General features: G+C 51.0%; 18 protein-coding genes. 1 reads left to right on the forward strand and 17 read right to left on the reverse strand.

Translation table 11 applies throughout. The features are described 5' to 3' along the window. Positions 1 to 368 precede the first annotated feature (368 nt). The 6 genes from CHH67_RS13775 to CHH67_RS13800 form a co-directional block, all read right to left on the reverse strand. Positions 369 to 4,037: a GH32 C-terminal domain-containing protein gene (locus CHH67_RS13775; RefSeq protein ID WP_095265773.1), complete on the reverse strand. Its 3,669-nt coding sequence runs from the start codon at positions 4,035 to 4,037 to the stop codon at positions 369 to 371. 309 nt (positions 4,038 to 4,346) lie between these two features. Beyond that, complete coding sequence (locus CHH67_RS13780; RefSeq protein WP_095265774.1) at positions 4,347 to 5,237, reverse strand: ROK family protein; 891 nt, start codon at positions 5,235 to 5,237, stop codon at positions 4,347 to 4,349. A gap of 26 nt (positions 5,238 to 5,263) precedes the next feature. Further along, a complete protein-coding gene (locus CHH67_RS13785) occupies positions 5,264 to 6,727 on the reverse strand; it encodes a glycoside hydrolase family 32 protein (RefSeq protein ID WP_095265775.1) in 1,464 nt (487 codons plus the stop codon). A 57-nt stretch (positions 6,728 to 6,784) separates the two neighbouring features. After that, positions 6,785 to 8,377, reverse strand: a complete 1,593-nt coding sequence (locus CHH67_RS13790) for an ABC transporter substrate-binding protein (RefSeq protein WP_413773603.1) — start codon at positions 8,375 to 8,377, stop codon at positions 6,785 to 6,787. Positions 8,378 to 8,428: 51 nt separating this feature from the next. Then, positions 8,429 to 9,310: a carbohydrate ABC transporter permease gene (locus CHH67_RS13795; RefSeq protein ID WP_095265777.1), complete on the reverse strand. Its 882-nt coding sequence runs from the start codon at positions 9,308 to 9,310 to the stop codon at positions 8,429 to 8,431. A 16-nt stretch (positions 9,311 to 9,326) separates the two neighbouring features. Further along, positions 9,327 to 10,253 carry an ABC transporter permease gene (locus CHH67_RS13800; protein WP_244908202.1) on the reverse strand — a complete coding sequence of 309 codons (927 nt, stop codon included), beginning with the start codon at positions 10,251 to 10,253 and terminating at the stop codon, positions 9,327 to 9,329. A gap of 483 nt (positions 10,254 to 10,736) precedes the next feature. Between CHH67_RS13800 and CHH67_RS13805 the strand changes: the two genes are divergently transcribed. Continuing rightward, positions 10,737 to 11,777, forward strand: coding sequence for a LacI family DNA-binding transcriptional regulator (locus CHH67_RS13805; RefSeq protein WP_095265779.1), 1,041 nt, complete (start codon positions 10,737 to 10,739; stop codon positions 11,775 to 11,777). Between the two features lie 90 nt (positions 11,778 to 11,867). On the opposite strand, the gene ylqF is transcribed toward CHH67_RS13805, so the two are convergent. The 11 genes from ylqF to trhA form a co-directional block, all read right to left on the reverse strand. Further along, positions 11,868 to 12,734, reverse strand: a complete 867-nt coding sequence (gene ylqF / locus CHH67_RS13810) for a ribosome biogenesis GTPase YlqF (protein ID WP_095265780.1) — start codon at positions 12,732 to 12,734, stop codon at positions 11,868 to 11,870. Between the two features lie 42 nt (positions 12,735 to 12,776). After that, positions 12,777 to 13,394 (reverse strand): signal peptidase I, encoded by a 618-nt coding sequence (lepB, locus tag CHH67_RS13815; protein WP_095265781.1) that lies wholly within the window; start codon positions 13,392 to 13,394, stop codon positions 12,777 to 12,779. A gap of 98 nt (positions 13,395 to 13,492) precedes the next feature. Then, the gene (rplS, locus tag CHH67_RS13820) at positions 13,493 to 13,837 is read right to left on the reverse strand and encodes a 50S ribosomal protein L19 (protein WP_095265782.1); all 345 of its coding nucleotides are present in this window, start codon (positions 13,835 to 13,837) and stop codon (positions 13,493 to 13,495) included. Between the two features lie 266 nt (positions 13,838 to 14,103). Then, positions 14,104 to 14,247: a hypothetical protein gene (locus tag CHH67_RS26220; RefSeq protein WP_179292128.1), complete on the reverse strand. Its 144-nt coding sequence runs from the start codon at positions 14,245 to 14,247 to the stop codon at positions 14,104 to 14,106. 199 nt (positions 14,248 to 14,446) lie between these two features. After that, a complete protein-coding gene (gene trmD / locus CHH67_RS13825) occupies positions 14,447 to 15,385 on the reverse strand; it encodes a tRNA (guanosine(37)-N1)-methyltransferase TrmD (protein ID WP_095265783.1) in 939 nt (312 codons plus the stop codon). Between the two features lie 2 nt (positions 15,386 to 15,387). Continuing rightward, a complete protein-coding gene (gene rimM / locus CHH67_RS13830; RefSeq protein ID WP_095265784.1) occupies positions 15,388 to 15,915 on the reverse strand; it encodes a ribosome maturation factor RimM in 528 nt (175 codons plus the stop codon). Positions 15,916 to 16,029: 114 nt separating this feature from the next. Next, positions 16,030 to 16,260, reverse strand: a complete 231-nt coding sequence (locus tag CHH67_RS13835; protein WP_095265785.1) for a KH domain-containing protein — start codon at positions 16,258 to 16,260, stop codon at positions 16,030 to 16,032. Positions 16,261 to 16,281: 21 nt separating this feature from the next. Further along, positions 16,282 to 16,554, reverse strand: a complete 273-nt coding sequence (rpsP, locus tag CHH67_RS13840; protein ID WP_054957805.1) for a 30S ribosomal protein S16 — start codon at positions 16,552 to 16,554, stop codon at positions 16,282 to 16,284. Positions 16,555 to 16,602: 48 nt separating this feature from the next. Beyond that, positions 16,603 to 17,982, reverse strand: coding sequence for a signal recognition particle protein (gene ffh / locus CHH67_RS13845; protein WP_095265786.1), 1,380 nt, complete (start codon positions 17,980 to 17,982; stop codon positions 16,603 to 16,605). Between the two features lie 22 nt (positions 17,983 to 18,004). Beyond that, positions 18,005 to 18,361 (reverse strand): putative DNA-binding protein, encoded by a 357-nt coding sequence (locus CHH67_RS13850; RefSeq protein WP_095265787.1) that lies wholly within the window; start codon positions 18,359 to 18,361, stop codon positions 18,005 to 18,007. A 145-nt stretch (positions 18,362 to 18,506) separates the two neighbouring features. Next, the gene (gene trhA / locus CHH67_RS13855) at positions 18,507 to 19,157 is read right to left on the reverse strand and encodes a PAQR family membrane homeostasis protein TrhA (protein WP_095265788.1); all 651 of its coding nucleotides are present in this window, start codon (positions 19,155 to 19,157) and stop codon (positions 18,507 to 18,509) included. Between the last annotated feature and the right edge of the window lie 57 nt (positions 19,158 to 19,214).

Below are 19,214 nucleotides of genomic sequence, written 5' to 3' on the forward strand. Positions count from 1 at the left end.
ATCAGGAATTTTAAAGTATATCAATTTGGGCTCAGGACCAAAATCTGTGCTTGACTAAATAAATGATGACTGAGATGAGTGTTTGTTGTCTCTCCATACACTTTTCACGGGTGATCCCTTTAGTTCAGGAAGCTACCTGATCAAACGGGATCATCATACAAAGCCTCCGGACAGCTAGTTCGTACTCCAGGCCATGATCGGTTGCAGGCTTGACTGTCAAGCACCGATGATTAGGCCCGAGCCTCGATTTTGAATCTATTCAACAACAAAAAAGACCGCCGAGTGAATTCTGCGGTCTTGTCAAACCAATCCTTAACCAATCCCATCTCTTACGTCATATCCTTGAAGCATACAATAAGAAGTTTAACTTATTCCATAAGCTGAAGATCAACCCCGGGCGTCAGTCTCCAGGATTGACGCGGCTGATCGGGCGATGGCTCTCCCAGCTGAAGCTTTATCCCGTCCTCGGATATCTCCAGCACCCTGTCGTTGTGTGCCGAGACAATGGTTACGGTCCCGTCTCCCCTGTCCTCCAGCCGCCAACGTTGATTGTCATAGCCAAGATAATCGTACAGCTGCAGCCGATCTTGTCCCGTATCCAGATCCAGCGCCTTGCCTTCCTTCGTCCGGATCGAATACATTCCTTTCCCGTCAGGAACAAGCACCCATCGCTGTCTGATAGAACCGTCCGGGTCTTGGATCGTCACCAGATCCCCGTTTCGTGATGACTCGGCATGAAGAGCTTTGTCTATGCCCGCGTTCACGAACTGGGTTTCCATCAGATTCGCATCCGAAATGTCACGAACATAAGCGTTTTGGAACAATGCCTGCCCCCCGAACACATGGAGCCCAAAGCTACCTTCGGCAAATGTACCGTCCATCAGATCCACGACCTTCTCTCCGTTAACATCAATCCTAAGATGCGGCCCACGAGCTTCAATTTTGATACGATATTCCGTTTCCGCATTGAGGAAGCGCGGCATTCGGGCCAATACCTGACGCTCCTCAAACCGGCCGTCCACTTTATAGAAGAGGCGAAAGGCGTTCATGTTCGGGTCCAGATTGAAGTAGTATCCGCTTCTCCCGTCAGGGCTGGCACGAAACAAAATCGATCCGGCGCCGCCCTGTCTCCCCAGCCTCATATCAGTCTCATAGATGAAGTCCCCCGCCTTTTCATCGGCCATATAGACGGTATCTGCCGTGTGACTGCCTCGTAGACCAAGCGGCGTAACCATCCACCTTGCAGACGAGCGGTCCGGCCTCCACCCGCTCAGATTCGTCTCAAACACGCCATCAGCCACGCTTATCGGCATGCTTGAAGATGCCTTCCCGCTTGGAGTGGCGGCTGTGATGAGCGCTTCCCCCGCTTCCTCGGCCCTCACTATTGCACGTCCGCCATTGACGGACATAATCTTGACGATGTCCGGACGGCTGGATGTCCAAACCATCGGCTTCTCTCCGCGGCCGGGACCGTGTACATAAACGGCTCCAAGCTCAGTCGTCTGCCCCTTTGACAGTTCCAGTTCCTTGTGGTCCATGATCATATAGGCTGAAGAAGCCCGGTCACACGCTCTCCATACGGAGGCTAGCTCATACACTTTTAAAGACACGATCTTGACACGGCCTTCCCGGACATAAAAGCTCATCCCTCGTTGGGACGGTTCTGGGAAAATCACGTTGGAAAATACGACCCTGCCGTCATTGCCAAAGGCTTCAACTGAACCCTCATCCACAAATATCCGCAGACGAACTCGGTTATTCTCTGGATAAAGCCTGGTTTCGTGAACCGTAGTGAATCGGTCTGAGAAATCCGTCACCCCGGAAGCGGATCGATCCATAAACATCTGTTGCGCGTCTGCGCTGTAGCCGACAACCGTTCTTCTGCCGCCCCCCTCACGCAGACCAAAGCCGAATTCCGATGCTCCGCCATTTGCCGGAAGCTCTATCTCAGCTTCAATTTCATATGCGCCGGATCCGAGTCCTTTCAAGATATTCTCACTGGACTCCGTAATCCCGCGATTTGCCGCTTCCAGCACGGGAATGCGCAGTGAGGCCAACTCGGCGATTGGCGCTTGATACATTCGAATCCCTTCATCCGTCAGACGCAGCGACACTTCCCGCGGGATCGACAGCTGTCCTGACCAGCCTGCAGTCGGAAAGCTGAAGGGATAATCCCAGTTGGTCATCCACGCCAGCATAATTCGGCGCCCGTCCGGCATGTCGGAAAAGGACATGGAGGCGTAAAACTCTTTGCCCCAGTCCGTCTTCAGCACATGTCCGGGCGGATGATCGTTGATGAATTTGCCGTCCGCGGTCAGTTCACCGATAAAATATTCCGCATCCGAGCCGTCTGTTTTCGGGTGGGCGCCCGTGCTGATCATCAGCACCCACTTGTGCTCCTCTGTACCTTCCACCGGCAGCTGGAACAGGTCCGGGCACTCCCATACGCCGCCGCGAATATAGTTGCCATAACCGAATTGATCGGTCAGCGTCCAATCCAGTAAATTTTCCGAAGTAAAAAAGCGAATGTGATCTCCCCCGGATACCACCATGACCCACCGTTTGTTCGCCTCATCCCTGACCACCTTCGGATCCCGGAAATCCCAGCCTCCCGGTTCTTCGTCGCTGCGCCCCGGGTTTTCGATGAGGACGGGACGCTCTGTGGAATACTCCCAGGTTCGGCCCCGGTCGAGACTATAAGCCAGACCGATTTTCTGGTTGCCGCCCGGAAGATCCAGGTTGTAGGAAGTATAGTACGCAATCAGTCCCTTGCCGCCGACATCGCCGAATAGGCCGGACGCATTCGTTGTATCGGCCACAGCCGATCCGGACCACACATGTCCGAGATCATTCCACGGCAGGGCGATCGGAAGCTGCTTCCAGTGCACCAGGTCACGGCTGACAGCGTGAGCCCACTGTCCCCCATCCTGATGAAAAAGATGGTACTCCCCTTCGAAATAAACCAGGCCGTTCGGATCGCTGGCAGAACCTCGAATCGGGCTGTAATGATACTGCGGCCTGTATTTTTCCGTATAGTAGTCCTCCATATCCACGGTGTACACGTCCTGGAAATAAGCAGTGCCGGCATATACTTTCAGTCCATGATATCCGCTTGTGAAAGTCCCGTCCTCCACATCTATGGCTGCCGGGGCATAGCCGTCCAGTAAGACTTGAATTCGCTGGCCCTCCGCCCTGACTTCAAGATGATGCTTGCTTGTTGGCAAGCTGGGATAGCTAGGCTCGGAGACAGCAAGAATCGAACCGTCGGATTTCCGCAGCTCTACGCGCACCCTGCCGTCCTCCTTCGTAAGCAGCACCTCATATCCCGCCTCGGCCCGTTCATTCATCCGAAATATTAAACCGGCTTTGGACATCTCCTCCAGTATTACATTCCCTTCATATATAACATTTGATGAATGGTTTTCATAAAGCTTCAGCGCAGGTTTACCGTCGCCGGAGGCTGATCCTTTAAGTCCTTTTAGATCGGGCTGCCAGCTTCCTTCAGCAACGAGTTCTACCTCTACATTCCCCAACAGGTCGCTGACTCTTATATTCTGAAACAGCGCTGACCCGTTCCCTGTGCGAAGACCGAGGCGGCCAGTCGCAAATGAGGCATCATGAACTTCAAGCACAGGCTCATAGGCCGTACCCCAATACACCTTAAGGTCAGCGCCCTCAGCCTTTACTTTCAGATGGTAAATCTCCCCTTCCTTGAACTCAACCCGCTTCTCGGACAGCACCTGATCGCTGCCGCTTCGGGAAGTCATCAATTGCAGCAAGCTATCCCTGGAAGATAACTGCAGGATATAGGAAAGCTCCGTCTCTTCAACAGATCGAAAGATCAGTGCGGCATCTGTGTGTCGGTCCTTGATCTGTACGTCCGCTTCATAAATAAAATCGCTGGACTCGGTGTCGGATAGCACTCGAACCTGCTGTCCAGGCTCGGCGGTGACCCGCAGTCCTTGCTCCGTTTCCTCCATCCTTCCCTGGCCCCGGAGCTGCCATCCGGATAAATTGGTATGGACTGGGCTTCCCATTTTAGATACCTCCTCCTTCTTTCCCTCCGCCGCCGCTTGAGGCACGTTCTGCTTGTCCCCTGTCAGATGATGAACGGGGAAACCGTTTAGCAATACGGAAATGCAAATCAAGGTATACACCAGCCCTAAACCTATTTTGACTCGGCCGTTTTTCAACCTTCTCACGCTCCAATCCGAGATATCATCGTAACCGCTTTCAAGTTTCGTTCCACAGTTCCGCTTTCGGGACTCCTGCCCTATATCCCGCACCGAACAGCCGAGCCGCTTAAGCGGCCGGCTATCGGCACTATCTCCTTCCCGGTTTACATTTCAGGGGAGCGCCTTCGACTTCTTCCAAGCTTCAAGGCCAAGCGCCAGCGCTCCGTACAACCCTGCTTCGGCTCCAAGAGCTGGAGGAACGATGTAGTTATCCATATCCTCAAGCAGCGCTTCAGCCTGGACATATCCGTTCAAGTAACGACAAACTTCCTTGCGGACCATGGGGAATAACTGGGATTGCTGCATCACGCCGCCCCCAAGAATGACTTTTTGGGGCGACAGCATCAGAATTGTTCCGCTTACCGCCTGGGCAATGTAGTGGGCCTCCATCGCCCAGGCCGGATGATCTGCGGGAAGCTCGCTTCCTTTCCTCTTCCATCTAGCTTCAATAGCCGGCCCGGACGCCATTCCCTCCAGGCATTCTTGGTGAAACGGGCATACACCTGAAAAATCGTCTTCCGGCAAACGCCGAATCGGCACATGACCTCCTTCAGGATGAACCATGCCGTGAATGAGCCGCCCTTCGGCATAAACACCTGCTCCGACCCCGGTTCCAACGGTATAGTATACACAGCTGTCCAAGCCTTTTGCCGCTCCCCAGGCCGCTTCCCCGAACGCCGCCGCGTTCACATCCGTATCCCAGCCGTAGGGAACTTCGTAATGGCTCCTCAGCGTATCGAGGAACGGATACTGGGCCCAGCCAGCCTTCGGAGTCGTTGTGATATATCCATACGTCGAACTGTCAGGTCTGAGATCGAGAGGGCCGAATGCCCCGATTCCGATGGCATCCACCTGGTGCGACTCAAAATAGGAGATGACCCGAAACATGGTTTGCTCAGGCAGTTCGGTGGGAAAATGGATGCGGTCCTCTATCACCCCATGCTCATTTCCGATTCCACACACGAATTTGGTGCCACCCGCTTCAATTGCTCCAATACGCATATCTCTGCCCCTTCCTTACCTGCAAGTCATACGGATAACTCATACACTTCCAGGGAATCGATAATCATCCGGTCATCTGCGGCAAATACCGTCAGCCCTGTCGAGGCCGGAGCCGGATAGATCAAATCGGTAAGGACCGCCTGTCCACCACCCGCAAACACCTCCACCGAGGCTTGATCGACGAATATCCGCAGTTCAAGTGTCCCCTCCTGCTCCGGGATCATCGCTGTGTGTCTGCCCGGGAAATCCGGATGAAAATCAGTAACGCCGGACTGTGTCCGATCAATAAAGACCTCTGACGCGCTCCCGTTATAACCGATCACCGTTTTTTCCTTGGATCCGACTCTGACATGGATATCGAGCGAATTCGCCGCATCCAGAACAACCCGAATTTCATAGTTTGAAAGCTGCAAATCCTCTAAGACCGCCGCCGCTGCCTTCGCCGTGATCCTGCTGTTATTGATCCGCGGCCTGCGGTAAGCAAGAAGCTCCCTCGCCGGTTGCTGGGTAAGCCATGTTTCATTATTTCTGAGCTGCAGCCCAATCTCCCTAGGTATCGTCATAGCCCCTCTCCAGCCAGCCGTAGGCGTCAAATTTGCATATTTCCAATTGCTCATCCATCCGATAAACAAGCGTCGGCCATCCTCAGCCGGTATATCGGACCAACTGACGCCGGCATAATTATCCCTGCCGCTGTCCAGCCAGCGGATGGTTTCCCTCGATACCCGATCCGGTTTAAATCGTTCACCATCAAAGTCCCCAGTGAAGTATTGTGTTCTCGATCCCTCAGCAAAAGCCGGGTCATCCCCGATGCTGACAAGCAGCACCCATTTCGTGCCGCTATCGTTGCCGTCAACCTGAAGCGGAAACAGGTCGGGGCATTCCCAGACGCCGTTATGAAAGCCAACGTCCTTGCCAAATTCGCTGGCAAATGTCCAGCTCTTCAAATCGGGAGAGCGATACAGACAAACGGTCTGACCGCAGGCAAGCACCATCACCCATAGCTGGGAGGGCTCGTGCCAGAACACCTTGGGGTCGCGGAAATCAACATATGACTCATGCCGCAGAACCGGATTGTGCTCATATTTCACCCAGGTTCTGCCGTTATCCCTGCTGTAAGCCAGGCTCTGGCATTGAACCGCTGGCTTATTGTCCGCCGCTTCGGCATGGTGGGTAAAGATCGCGACCAACCCCGGCTCCCCGTCAAAAAAGCCTGTTGTATTATTCCAGTCAACCACCGCACTTCCGGAAAAGATCATCCCGTGCTCGTCAGGTCCTAAGGCAATAGGAAGCTCCTCCCATACGACCAAATCCTTGCTTACGGCATGCCCCCAGTGCATTGGCCCCCAGGTTGTACCGTAGGGATGATGCTGAAAAAACAGATGATACTCCCCCTGAAAATAGACCATTCCGTTCGGATCGTTCATCCAGTTTTCTTTTGGCGAAAAGTGATAGGTACCCCGGTGGTGTTGTTTCTCAATCGTTGACATATATATGCTCCTTCATCCTTGTGATCATGGTGCACAACCTTGCGACTTCACTTCAACTTATTTTACGTTGCGGTCATATCCCGCCTGCTTGATCGACAACCACTCCTGCAGCCCCAATCGATCCAGCTCTTGCAAATAATCTCCCCATTGCTCTTCAACCTTTCCGTTCTGGTACCATTCTGTACGCATGCGCTCAAGGTAAGCAAACAGGTCGGTTTCAATTGCGGACAGCCGATCCAACTCTTCAATGGAGAAGAATACTTTCGGGTACGTATTCTCCGCCTTCATATGAGGCACCATGACGTCCTCCATCAGCTCAAGCCGCCAGGCCGCATCATCCGGCATGGTAGTATACTTGCCGTAATACTCATCCAGAATCGCCAGCGGTCCGGCAACGCTGGTTTTCTGTCTCAGCTCAACCGGCGCAGTGCCTTCCAAAGGCAGATGCCTCAGCATCCCCTTCTCCTCATCCAATTCGAATATATTCTGCTGTGTATCATCCCCGTAAGTCCCCCAGTTGTTTTGGACCGACTGCAGGGGTTCATAGAGGGCGTCCACCCATTTGGCGGTTTCCTCGGGGTGTTTATTGCTGCTCGTAATCACCATTCTTCCGCGATCCAGCCCGATGCCATTGGTCCTGGTTACATTAATCTCTCCGCTTGGGCCAGCTAGAGGCGGCATGAGCTCATAAGTATCGTTCATGCCGGTAATGTTCGCCTTATCCCAGGTAAAGTACAGCCCATAACGGTGGTCTTTGCCCTTGGCGAGATAGGTGTTCCAATCCTGCTGAGTAGCTTCGATATCAACAAGCCCTTCCTTATACAGTTCATGAATAAACTTCACCGCCTCCTTGTAGCCTTCGTCTGCCGCGGTGAACACGACCTTGCCGTCATTGGTAACCACCGTATGATCCCAGTTCTCGCCAAGGCCAAACGATGCAAACAGGAAGGTCAAATCCTCGCCGCCAGGCTTATTAATGAAGGAGAGCGGGATTTCATCCGCCTTCCCGTTCCCGTTCGGATCCTGCGTTTTAAAAGCGATCAACACTTCCTTAAGCTCATCCGTTGTAGTAGGCATGTCGAGCCCCAGCTTATCCAGCCACTCGACATTGATCCACGGAAAATTATCTACCGACTGAATCCGCCCTTTATCGGATCCAAGCTCTTCGATCCATGGGAAGGAGTAGATATGACCGTCCGGAGCGGTGATCATGCTTCTGTACTCCGGTGCTTGATCCAATACCTTTTTGAAGTTCGGCATATGAGAGTCAATTAAGTCCTCCAGCGGAATAATCACGCCGTCTTTGGCCAGCTTCAGCAGATCGTAATCGCCGTAACCGGCATCGAATATCGCATCGGGAAGATCGCCGCTGGCTACGGCTAAATTCCGTTTCTCAGCAAACACATCATTGGTGTAGTTTTTCCACTGGATATGAATGCCGGTTTTCTCCTCCAGACGCTTGAAGATCAGCTTGTCATTCGGATCGGCCGGAGCCAGCGGTGAGCTCTGGGTCAGAAAATTAAGCGTTAATTTACCGTCCTGTGAATCGGCAGGTTCGTCGCTGCCCCCGCATCCTGACAGAAGCAGCAAGGTTGCCAGCCCGGAGATGGCAAGGCTCTTTCCCAGCTTCTTTCTTTTCAATTTCTTCATGTTCATGACCTCCAAACTAATGTAATCATTGCTTGTATGCTTTGGCGTGTCCTATTTCAGGGATCCCACCATAACACCCTTTTCAAAGTACTTTTGGAAAAATGGATACATAACCAACAGCGGAAGACTCGATATTACAATTGCAGAATATTTAATCATTTCCGAGAGGCGCTTCAATTCGTTCATGGCCAGCTGATCATGAATCATCCCTGGCGCGGCCTGGTTCTGGATCAATATCGACCGGAGCACGAGCTGCAGCGGATGCAACTTGGAATCCTCCAGATAAATCATCGCATCAAAAAATGCGTTCCATTGCCCTACGAATGCATAAAGTGCCAGGACAAACACAATCGGTTTGGACAGCGGAAGGACGATCTGGAAGAAGATTTTCATATCCGATGCACCGTCAACATTGGCGGCTTCCTTCAGCTCGTTAGGCACGCCCTTGAAAAACGTCCTAGACAGGATGATATTCCACACGTTTACTGCTCCCGGAATAATGACAGCCCACACGGTGTTAAGCATTCCGAGTTCCCTGACCAGAAGGTAGGTAGGGATTAAACCGCCTCCAAAGAACATGGTGAATACAAACAGGGTCATAAAAATATGTCGCCCAGCCAGTCTGTTTTCAGAGAGGGCATAGCCCGCACAGATGGATATGGAAACGGTAACAAACGCAAAAGCGGTTGAGTACAGCACAGAATTCGCAAAACCGCGGAGCATTGCCGGATTGGATAATATTTTTTGATATCCTTCCAGACTCCAATCCGACACCCGAAACGAAAGCCCCTGATTCAACAAAACAGTGGGATCCATGAAAGAGGCAACAACAATGTAAACCAAAGGCACGACCACAACCAGAACAGCCAAGATCAGAAATATGGCATTTAGGGTCAGCAAAAACCGGTCGAAGCGTGAATGTTTGACCGCCATAAGATTTAACTCCTTCCTAGTAGAGACCTTCGCCCTCATTCAGTTTCTTTACGATAAAATTCACTGTAACCAGCAGAATCACGTTGATGATGGAATTGAACAGCCCTACAGCTGCGGAATAAGCATAGTCGCCTGATTGCAGCCCCACCTTGTAAACATAGGTTGCTATTATTTCCGAGGCTGGCAGATTCATCGACGTTTGCATTAGATACGCCTTCTCAAATCCGATGGACATGATCCCCCCTGCAGCCAGAATAAACACGATGGCCATGATGGGTTTGATGGTCGGGAGATCGATATTGCGAATGCGCTGAAGCAGATTGGCTCCGTCAAGGCTAGCCGCATTGTGCAGTTCCGGATCCACATTAGCCAAAGCTGCTACATAGATAATGGAAGCCCAACCGGCACTCTGCCATATGTCCGATAGGATATAAATAAATCTGAAATATTCCGGCTGCGACATGAACATCACCGGTTTTCCCGTCAACCAGATCACCAGCTGATTAATTGGGCCTGTCGGGGAAAGAAAAATGAACAGCATTCCGACAATGACAACAACCGAAATGAAGTTTGGGGCGTATAAAAACAGCTGGATGTTTTTTTTCACCGCCGCCTTGCGCAGCTGATTCAGCATAAGCGCCAGCAGGATCGGAACCGGGAAGCTGAATATCAGACCGAAAAAGCTGAGCTTCAGCGTATTCATGAATATCACATCAAAATTCGGGGAGGACAGAAACTTTTCAAAATGTTTCAGGCCTACCCATTCACTGCCCAGAATCCCTTTGATCGGGCTGAAATCTTTAAAGGCAATGATGGCCCCATACATAGGCACGTATTTAAAAATAATCGTCAATAGAAGCGCCGGAGCGAGCAAAACGTAAAGAAAATAATTTTTCTTAATAAACTCAATCCAGCGCCCTGTTGAGTTCCTTCGCCTCAGCACCGCATCCTGTTGACTAGGTTCCACCGTGTTTTCCAAAGCTTTACCTCCGTTCTCTTGCTGCAAGCTTACACAGAACTTACAGTAAGGGTTTTCATTTTGGTGTTTATCCCCTTGTTATATTTACCTTTACAATTTATCAGACAATGTAACTCCAGTCAATGCATTTTGTAAAAATAATATTGTGCATTTGTTATTTAAAATTGTTCATTTTAGTAAAACCAAGGTGGAATTCGCACTTGTATCGGCATAAAAATGCCTATTCAGCATAGTAACGTCTATAGAAAAATATGATTATGAAATCAAATGAGTGATTAAATTTGTGCATTTGTAAAATACATATTGCTATTTGATCCAATCTAGTATACATTTGACATAAGAGATTAACTTTCAGATAGAACATCGTATAAGATCGAACAAATATCTGTATCAGGATTTTGCATAGTCCTCTTATAAATACAGTAACGTTGGGGTGAAATCATATTCATGGCAAAGGAAAAAGTCACGATCCAGGATATTGCCGATGCGCTTGGCATTTCCAGAAATACAGCTTCTAAGGCGCTGAACGGAAGCGACAGCGTCCCGGACGAAACCCGGAACAAGGTGATCAAGAAGGCAATCGAACTTAAATATAAACAATTTGCTTATATGGAAACGGAGAATTTGCTTCCGAAAATCCCGGGAAACATCGCGCTGCTGACAGCCAATCTTCCAAATACCTCGCACTTTGGCTCCCGTCTGATCAGCGGTCTTGAGAAGAGAATCAGTGCTGAAGGCTATAATCTTTCCATCCATATCGTACGGGACATTGATCGCAGTTCGCTTCATCTGCCCAATAACTTCGAAACATCCAAGGTGGATGGGATTATATGTATTGAACTGTTTGATATGGCGTACAGTAAGCTGATTACTGACCTAGGGCTCCCGACTATCTTTATCGATTGCGCGGCCGATATGTTCTACCCTGGTCTGGAAGCTGATCTGCTTCTGATGGAGAACGAGCACAGCACCTTTACGCTGACCAAGCAATTAATCCTGAGCGGATATACCTCTCTCGGATTTATAGGTGACTATAATCACTGCAAAAGTTTTCACGAGCGGTGGATCGGCTTCAATAATGCGCTAACCGACAGCGGCATCCAACTTAACCTTGAACAATGCATCCTGAACCCGGATCGGGAATTTTTCTCCGAGTCTGATTGGATGGACAAACAACTGGAGGCGATGAACCATCTGCCTTCCGCCTTCGTGTGCGCCAATGATTTTATCGCCGTCAATGTCATGAAAGCTCTGAAGAATAAAGATATGGCGATTCCAGATGATATTGTGGTGGCAGGCTTTGACAATGCACCTGAGTCTCGCATTGTGGAACCTCATCTTACAACGGTTCATATCTTCAGCGATGAAATGGGAATCGCCGCAGCCAACATGCTGCTCTCCAGAATCAAGGAGCCTTCACAGCCTTATCAGGTCACGCATATTCAGACCAAACCCATCTTCAGAAGCTCGACAAAGCATTCTCAATAAAATGTGTAAGAGCAAAGATAACATAGGCTCAGAACAACAAATGGCGATGCAGGGGCAGTTCCCCTTGCATCGCCATTCTGTTCATCTCTTCTAATACGGAGCCTCGAGCGAGAAACGGCCCATTTTGCCGGCTCTTAGCTCTCTCAGGAAGATGCTTGACGCCTTCTCCAGATCGACCCGGCCGCCGCTCATCATACAACCGCGCTTGCGCCCGATGGCCTCCATCAGCGCCACGATTTCATCCGGATTGTCGAAATCCGTCGGCTGCTCCTTGAGTTCAAAGCGCTCGCTCATATCTTTCCAGTAATAACGTGAGAAATACTTGATTGCAAAAAAAGCAATGTCCTCCACATTCAAAATCTCTTCACGAATCGCTCCAGTCACCGCTAGGCGATACCCGACATTCTGGTCCTCAAACTTCGGCCACAAAATCCCCGGTGTATCGAGCAGCTCCATATCGCCGCCGGACACCTTAATCCATTGCTGGCCCTTGGTTACGCCGGGTCTGTCCCCTGTCGCAGCGATGCTGCGTCCAGCCAGACGGTTAATCAGCGTGGACTTGCCCACATTCGGAATACCGACAATGAGCACCCGAACCGGCCTCGGCTTCATCCCTTTCGCAATCTGCTTGTCAATCTTGTCCTTCAGCAGCAGGCGAACCTGGTTCGGAATTTCCTTGAGCCCAGTCCCCGTAGAAGCATCCACCGGAAAGGCCGTATGCCCTTCTTCCTTGAAATAAGACAGCCATTGTCTTGTCACTTCAGGATCGGCCAGGTCGGCCTTGTTTAATATAATGAGGCGAGGCTTGCCCTGCAAAATCTCATCGATCATCGGATTGCGGCTGGAGAGCGGAAGTCTGGCATCCGTTAATTCGATAACCGCATCGATCAGCTTCAGCTTCTCCTGAATTTGGCGGCGCGCTTTTGTCATATGTCCTGGAAACCATTGTATCGTCAACGTCGTCACCTCACTTTCAACTTGCCATGCTTGCTTGATTCATTAATGATTCACCAGCCCGATGTCCCGGATCGGCCAGAAGATGACATCCGCACGACCGATAATATCCCCATAAGGCACATATCCTATCATCCGGCTGTCCGTGCTGTTGGAGCGATTGTCCCCCATCACAAACAGATGCCCTTCAGGCACTACGCCCTCTGTCACAAACGAATTCGGAAAGTCGGTATTGTTATACAGCCTGTTCTCCGCATGTGCCTGATCGATCGCTTCCTGTATGTATGCCTCGTTCACAGGCTCGCCATTGACCAATACCTTGTCGCCTTCGACCTTGACGGTATCTCCTTCGACTGCAATCACCCGTTTAATAAAATCCCGTCCTTCCGCCGGCACATGGAATACAATAACCTCTCCACGTTCAGGCTTCCGTATGTCATACAAAACCTGGTTCACGATCAGCTTCTGCCCGGATATGAAGTTCGGTTCCATAGACGGTCCCTGGACGATAAATGGTTTAAAGAGCAACCAGCGTATGAGTACGACAAGTATCAGGGCAATGAGCAAAGCCTTCAGCCATTCCACAAGCTCATTCTTCTGCTTCTTGGCTGGCTGCTGCGATGTCGCTTCCTTCATTGCGTCCTGCTGTTGATCCTGCTGCATAATCCACCGTCCTCTCTACATTTATTGTGGGTCAAGGCTTTTTTGCATATACAAAAGGGGCTTGTAAAGATTCACAAGCCCCTTTTACCGCCTTGTTATTAACGACGAATTTCTTTAATTCTCGCTGCTTTACCGCGAAGTTCACGAAGATAATAAAGCTTCGCACGACGCACTTTACCACGGCGAGCCACTTCGATTTTATCGATTTTCGGCGAGTTGATCGGGAAAGTTCTTTCCACACCAACACCGTAAGAAATTTTACGAACTGTAAAAGTCTCACTGATTCCGCCACCGCGACGTTTAATGACAACACCTTCAAACAGCTGGATACGCTCGCGAGATCCCTCGATAACCTTAACGTACACTTTCAAAGTGTCGCCAGGACGAAAGCTCGGAATATCCTTGCGAAGCTGCTCTTGAGTAATCGCTTGAACGATATTCATCTATGACTCCCTCCTCTCACACAGGCGTTCTTGCCTCTTCCGGAAAACCCTCTGTTCTCCATCATTATCCGCAGCGGACCACCGTATTCACAACAAAAGATATACTATCATATTTATGGGCTTGAATCAAGTATTTTTACTTTACACGATTATATAACCAATTTCAAATTTCACGGAAATTCCAGTGAAATTCCCGGTCCGCACAATTAATAACCATTTCCGGTCCAGGCGACCAGAAATGGTTTCCTGAGAGCAACGCCATAGCTCTACTGGCCTTGTTCTTCTGACGGCTGATCCTTCACACGATGCTGCGCATTGTAGTATTCCAAAATATCGTCGACAGTCCGAAACTGCACATCGGCGATGCTTCGTTCCTGAAGCTGTTCCGTTTCCGCTAGGTGCTCTTTCATAACTGGATGCCTCCCTTAAGATGTAAGTCATGCTATATCCAGATACTTATTACCCGGCAAACACCGGTTTGCACCATAGGCGGCGCTGATGTCGAACATGCAGCATGTGGTCGGCTGACCGCCGCCATGTTAGCAAAGCACACTTGCTGGGGGCGCCGTGAATAACCGAGACATGCGGAGCCATCGTACTTGAGCGCTCCTATCTGTCTTGGGAGGAGTGCGAGGCAGTCCGCAGCTTGTCCAGATAAGCCTGGTCCTGCTTGGTCAGCTCAAGCTTGTCCAGCAGATCTGGTCGGCGCTCCCACGTCCGTTTCAGCGCCTGCTCCCTCCGCCAGGTCTCGATATTGGCATGATGGCCGCTCAGCAAAATATCCGGCACCTTCCAGCCGCGAAATTCGGGCGGACGGGTATAATGCGGATATTCCAGCAATCCGGTGCTGAACGAATCGGTGACGGCCGAAGTTTCATTGCCAAGCACCCCGGGCAGCAGCCGGACGATCGAATCAATGACAACCATGGCCGGCAGCTCGCCGCCTGTCAGCACATAATCGCCGATCGACAGCTCATCGGTCACCAGATGCTCCCGGATGCGCTCATCATATCCCTCATAATGCCCGCAGACGAACACAAGATGCTCTTCCCGGGACAGCTCCTCCGCCTTCTGCTGCGTAAACGTCTCTCCTTGAGGGCACATCAGAATGATGCGCGGGCTGCGTCTCACGGCCGGCTCAGCGCCCGGATCGGCACCCGTTGCCCAGTCTGATCCCTGCTGCACTTGAGCTGCCGGATGATCGATCCCTGGCGCATGCTCAGGCTCCGCCTGAGAAGAAGCCTCAGCAGCCGCCCCTGATGCCTCTCCCGGGGCGTGCCCTTCCTTCCGATCCGTCTGGCTCCCGCCGCCCGATCCGCCTTGCAGCAGGTCCTCGACCGCCGCAAAGATCGGATCCGGCTTCAGCACCATGCCGCCCCCGCCGCCATATGGCGTATCGTCCACCGTTCCATGCTTGTTTCCCGCATATTGCCGGAAGTTAACGGCGCTGAGCTGCACGATGCCTTTTTCCTGCGCCTTGCCCAAAATGCTCGAATGAAAAACGCCGTCAAACATTTCGGGAAAGAGTGTCAGCACATCAACCTTCATGATTATAACAACCCTTCCATAAGATGGACTCGCACGAGTTTGTTATGTTTGTCCACATCCAGAATAACGTCCGGAATAGCTGGTAGAAGGATTTCTTTTCCCTCCGCTGTTCTGACAACCCACACATCATTGGCACCCGGCGTCAAAATCTCGGAAATCGTTCCAAGCTCCTCTGCAGGCTCATCATCGGTGATCACCCGGCAACCGATAATTTCATGGAAGTAAAACTCGTCGTCGGGAAGCTCCTCCTGCATATCCGCCGTAATTTTCAGAAGCGTGCCTTTGTACTTCTCAACTTCATTAATGCCATGCAGCTCCTTGAACTTGATGATGTACATGTTTTTATGATAACGGGAAGTTTCCACCGTAACCTGGGTGGCACCGGCATTCCCGGTCTCGGGTACGATGTAGAGCGTGCTGTTCTTCGCAAAGCGCTGGTCAGCAAAATCCGTATACGGCATTACCTTCACTTCGCCGCGAATACCGTGTGTGTTTACGATTTTACCTACCGTATAAAGCTTTTCAGACATGATCTTCCTCCTGCTACCTGTTATGAAAACCCGCTTGTCAGACGGTGAGTCTCGATTTCTTCAGCATGTACGAAAAAGGGCTAGGACAAACATCCTAACCCCCTTTCGTATATTTTAAGAAATGATATCAACGGTGACCCGTTTATCCATCTTAACTGCCGCTGATGTGACCACGGTGCGCAGTGATTTGGCGATTCGACCCTGCTTGCCGATAACCTTTCCGACATCATCAGGATGCACGTAAAGCTCATATACAATCAGGTTCTCCTTCTCCACTGTCTTCACGGTCACATCTTCTGGATGATCCACCAAAGCCTTAGCAATAACGCGAACTAATTCTTCCATAGATAACCCTCGCGATCAGTTTTATTTCTGATGCTTAAGCTCATGAAACTTCTTCATCACGCCCGCTTTGCTAAGCAAGTTGCGAACCGTATCGGATGCTTGCGCACCATTTTGAAGCCATTTCAGCGCTTTTTCTTCATCAATCTTCACTTCAGCCGGTTGAGCAACCGGGTTATAATAACCGATTTCCTCGATAAAGCGGCCGTCACGCGGGGAACGGGAATCGGATACCACCACGCGGTAGAAAGGAGCCTTGTGAGCACCCATGCGTTTCAGACGAATACGTACTGCCATTTGAACATTCACCTCCTTCAAAAGATATCAAGCTATCTATACAAGCAATTAACGGAACGGGAATTTCATTCCTTTGCCAGTCAGACCCTTCAACTGCTTCAAGGCTTTGTTCTTGCCGCCTTTCGGGCCCATCATGTCCGAGAACTGCTTCATCACCCGCCGCATTTCATCAAATTGCTTGATGAGACGGTTGACCTCAGCCAGCGAAGTCCCGCTGCCTGCTGCAATCCGCTTGCGCCGGTTATGATTGATAATATCCGGATGCTGCTTCTCTTCGGTCGTCATGGAGTGCACGATCGCCTCAATCCGGCCCATCTGCTTCTCATCGACCTTCAAATCCTTGGCCTGCTTCATCTTGCCCATGCCAGGAATCATATCCATCAGCTGGTCCAGCGGTCCAAGCTTCTTCACCTGATCCATCTGCTCCAGGAAATCCTCGAACGTAAATTCCGCATTGCGCATCTTCCGTTCCATTTCCTTCGCTTTCTCGGCATCGATGTTCGACTGGGCTTTCTCGATCAGAGAGAGCATGTCGCCCATGCCAAGAATCCGCGAAGCCATCCGTTCCGGATGGAAAGGCTCCAGCGCGTCGATCTTCTCGCCGAGCGCGGCGAACTTGATCGGGCAGCCTGTTACAGCTTTAACCGAGAGTGCCGCACCGCCGCGGGTATCCCCGTCCAGCTTCGTCAGCACGACCCCGGTCAGCTCCAGCTGCTGGTTGAAGCTGTCTGCCACGTTGACGGCGTCCTGACCGGTCATCGCATCGACCACCAGCAGCACTTCGTCCGGGTTCACTTCACTGTGAATCTGCTTCAGCTCTTCCATCAGCTCTTCGTCCACATGAAGGCGGCCGGCTGTATCGATAATGACATAGTCGTTGCCGTTGTCCTTGGCATGCTGCAAGCCTTGCTTCGCAATTTCGACAGGACTTGTCTTGTCCCCGAGCGCGAAGACCGGAACGTTAATCTGGTCGCCAAGCACCTGCAGCTGCTTGATCGCCGCCGGACGATAAATGTCCGCCGCAACCAGGAGCGGCCTGCTGTTCTGCTTCTGAAGCAGCTTGGCCAGCTTGCCGGATGTCGTTGTCTTACCGGCACCTTGCAGACCCGCCATCATGATGACGGTTGGAGGCTTGTTGCTCTTGGCCAGCTTGGCCTGACTGCCGCCCATCAGCTCCGTCAGTTCCTTGTTCACGATGTCGATAATGACCATGCCCGGCGTAAAGCTGTCCATAACTTCCTTGCCGACGGCCTTCTCCTTCACCTTGGAGACAAAATCCTTAACGACCTTGAAGTTGACGTCGGCTTCCAGAAGCGCCAGACGCACCTCACGCATGGCGGTGGTTACGTCCTCTTCTGACACCTTGCCTTTACCGCGGAGCTTGCTGAACACATTCTGCAGTCTGCTGGTTAGTCCTTCAAACGCCATAACAGCCACCTCCGTTCAATCTTTAATCCCATATCTTTAATCGGTCGACCATATCGGTCATCAATTTCTTGTCGTGATCATTCAATTCGCTGTCTCTGACAAGCTCCATGAGCTTATCCAGCTCGCGGACGCGGGCATCATGCTTGCTCAGCAGCCCGAGCTTCTCCTCATAGGATTCCAGCACCTGCTCCGCCCGTTTAATATGTTCATATACGGCCTGACGACTGATCTCAAATTCGCTTGCGATCTCTCCCAATGAGAAATCATCATGAAAGTAATATTTCAAAAACGTCTGCTGTTTCTCTGTCAGCAGCTGCTCATAGAAATCGAACAGCAAATTGATCCGGTTCGTCTTCTCAAGCCGGTTCTCCTGACTCATATAGGGCACCCCCCTCGTCAAGGAAAAACACTTTACAGTTCACTTAACGAACCCTATCATACATAAAACAAAGAAGGATGTCAAGCCGTTTCCCTTGTCATCCTTCATGATCTTTAAGTCAAGCAGATTTCTCCTCTATGCCCTGTCAGACGCCAATCGGAAGCAGGTAGAACAATATCGCAAAAAAGTGGAGCACGGTTCCCGCGAGCACAAACAGATGCCAGATCGCATGGTGGTACGGAAAGCCCCGCCACACATAAAAGACAGTGCCGAGCGTATATAACAACCCGCCCTCGACGAGAAGCCGGATCCCTTGCGGATCGATCGCCGCCGTCAGCGGCTTCCATATAACGACGATCAGCCAGCCCATCGCGATGTAAAACACGGTGGACATGAACAAAAACTTTTTGACATAAAACGCTTTGAACACGCAGCCCAGCAGCGCGACACCCCAGACGATACCGAACAGGGTCCAGCCGAGCGGACCGCGTACAGCGACCAGCAAAAACGGCGTATACGTCCCCGCGATAAAGAGATAGATGGAGGAGTGGTCCAGAAACTCGAAAAAGTCCTTGGCCTTGCCCTCTCTCAAACTGTGAACGAGCGTGGAGTTGAAATATAACAACAGCATCGTTGTTCCGTATATCGTGAAGCTCACGACATGCCAGGCTGTCCCTTTAAGGCTCGAGAATACAATCAGCAGCACGAGCGCAGCGACGCTAAGGGCAGCCCCTATGCCATGGGTGATGGCATTGGCAATTTCCTCCTTGCGGGGATATATGTGAGTATTGGCCATATCATTTTCCTTTCACTAAGAAATTCTCTACTTCTTATTATAATCGCTGGGCCGATG

This window comes from Paenibacillus campinasensis (genome assembly GCF_002272015.1).
In the GTDB taxonomy this organism is placed as follows: Bacteria; Bacillota; Bacilli; order Paenibacillales; family Paenibacillaceae; genus Paenibacillus_AQ; species Paenibacillus_AQ campinasensis.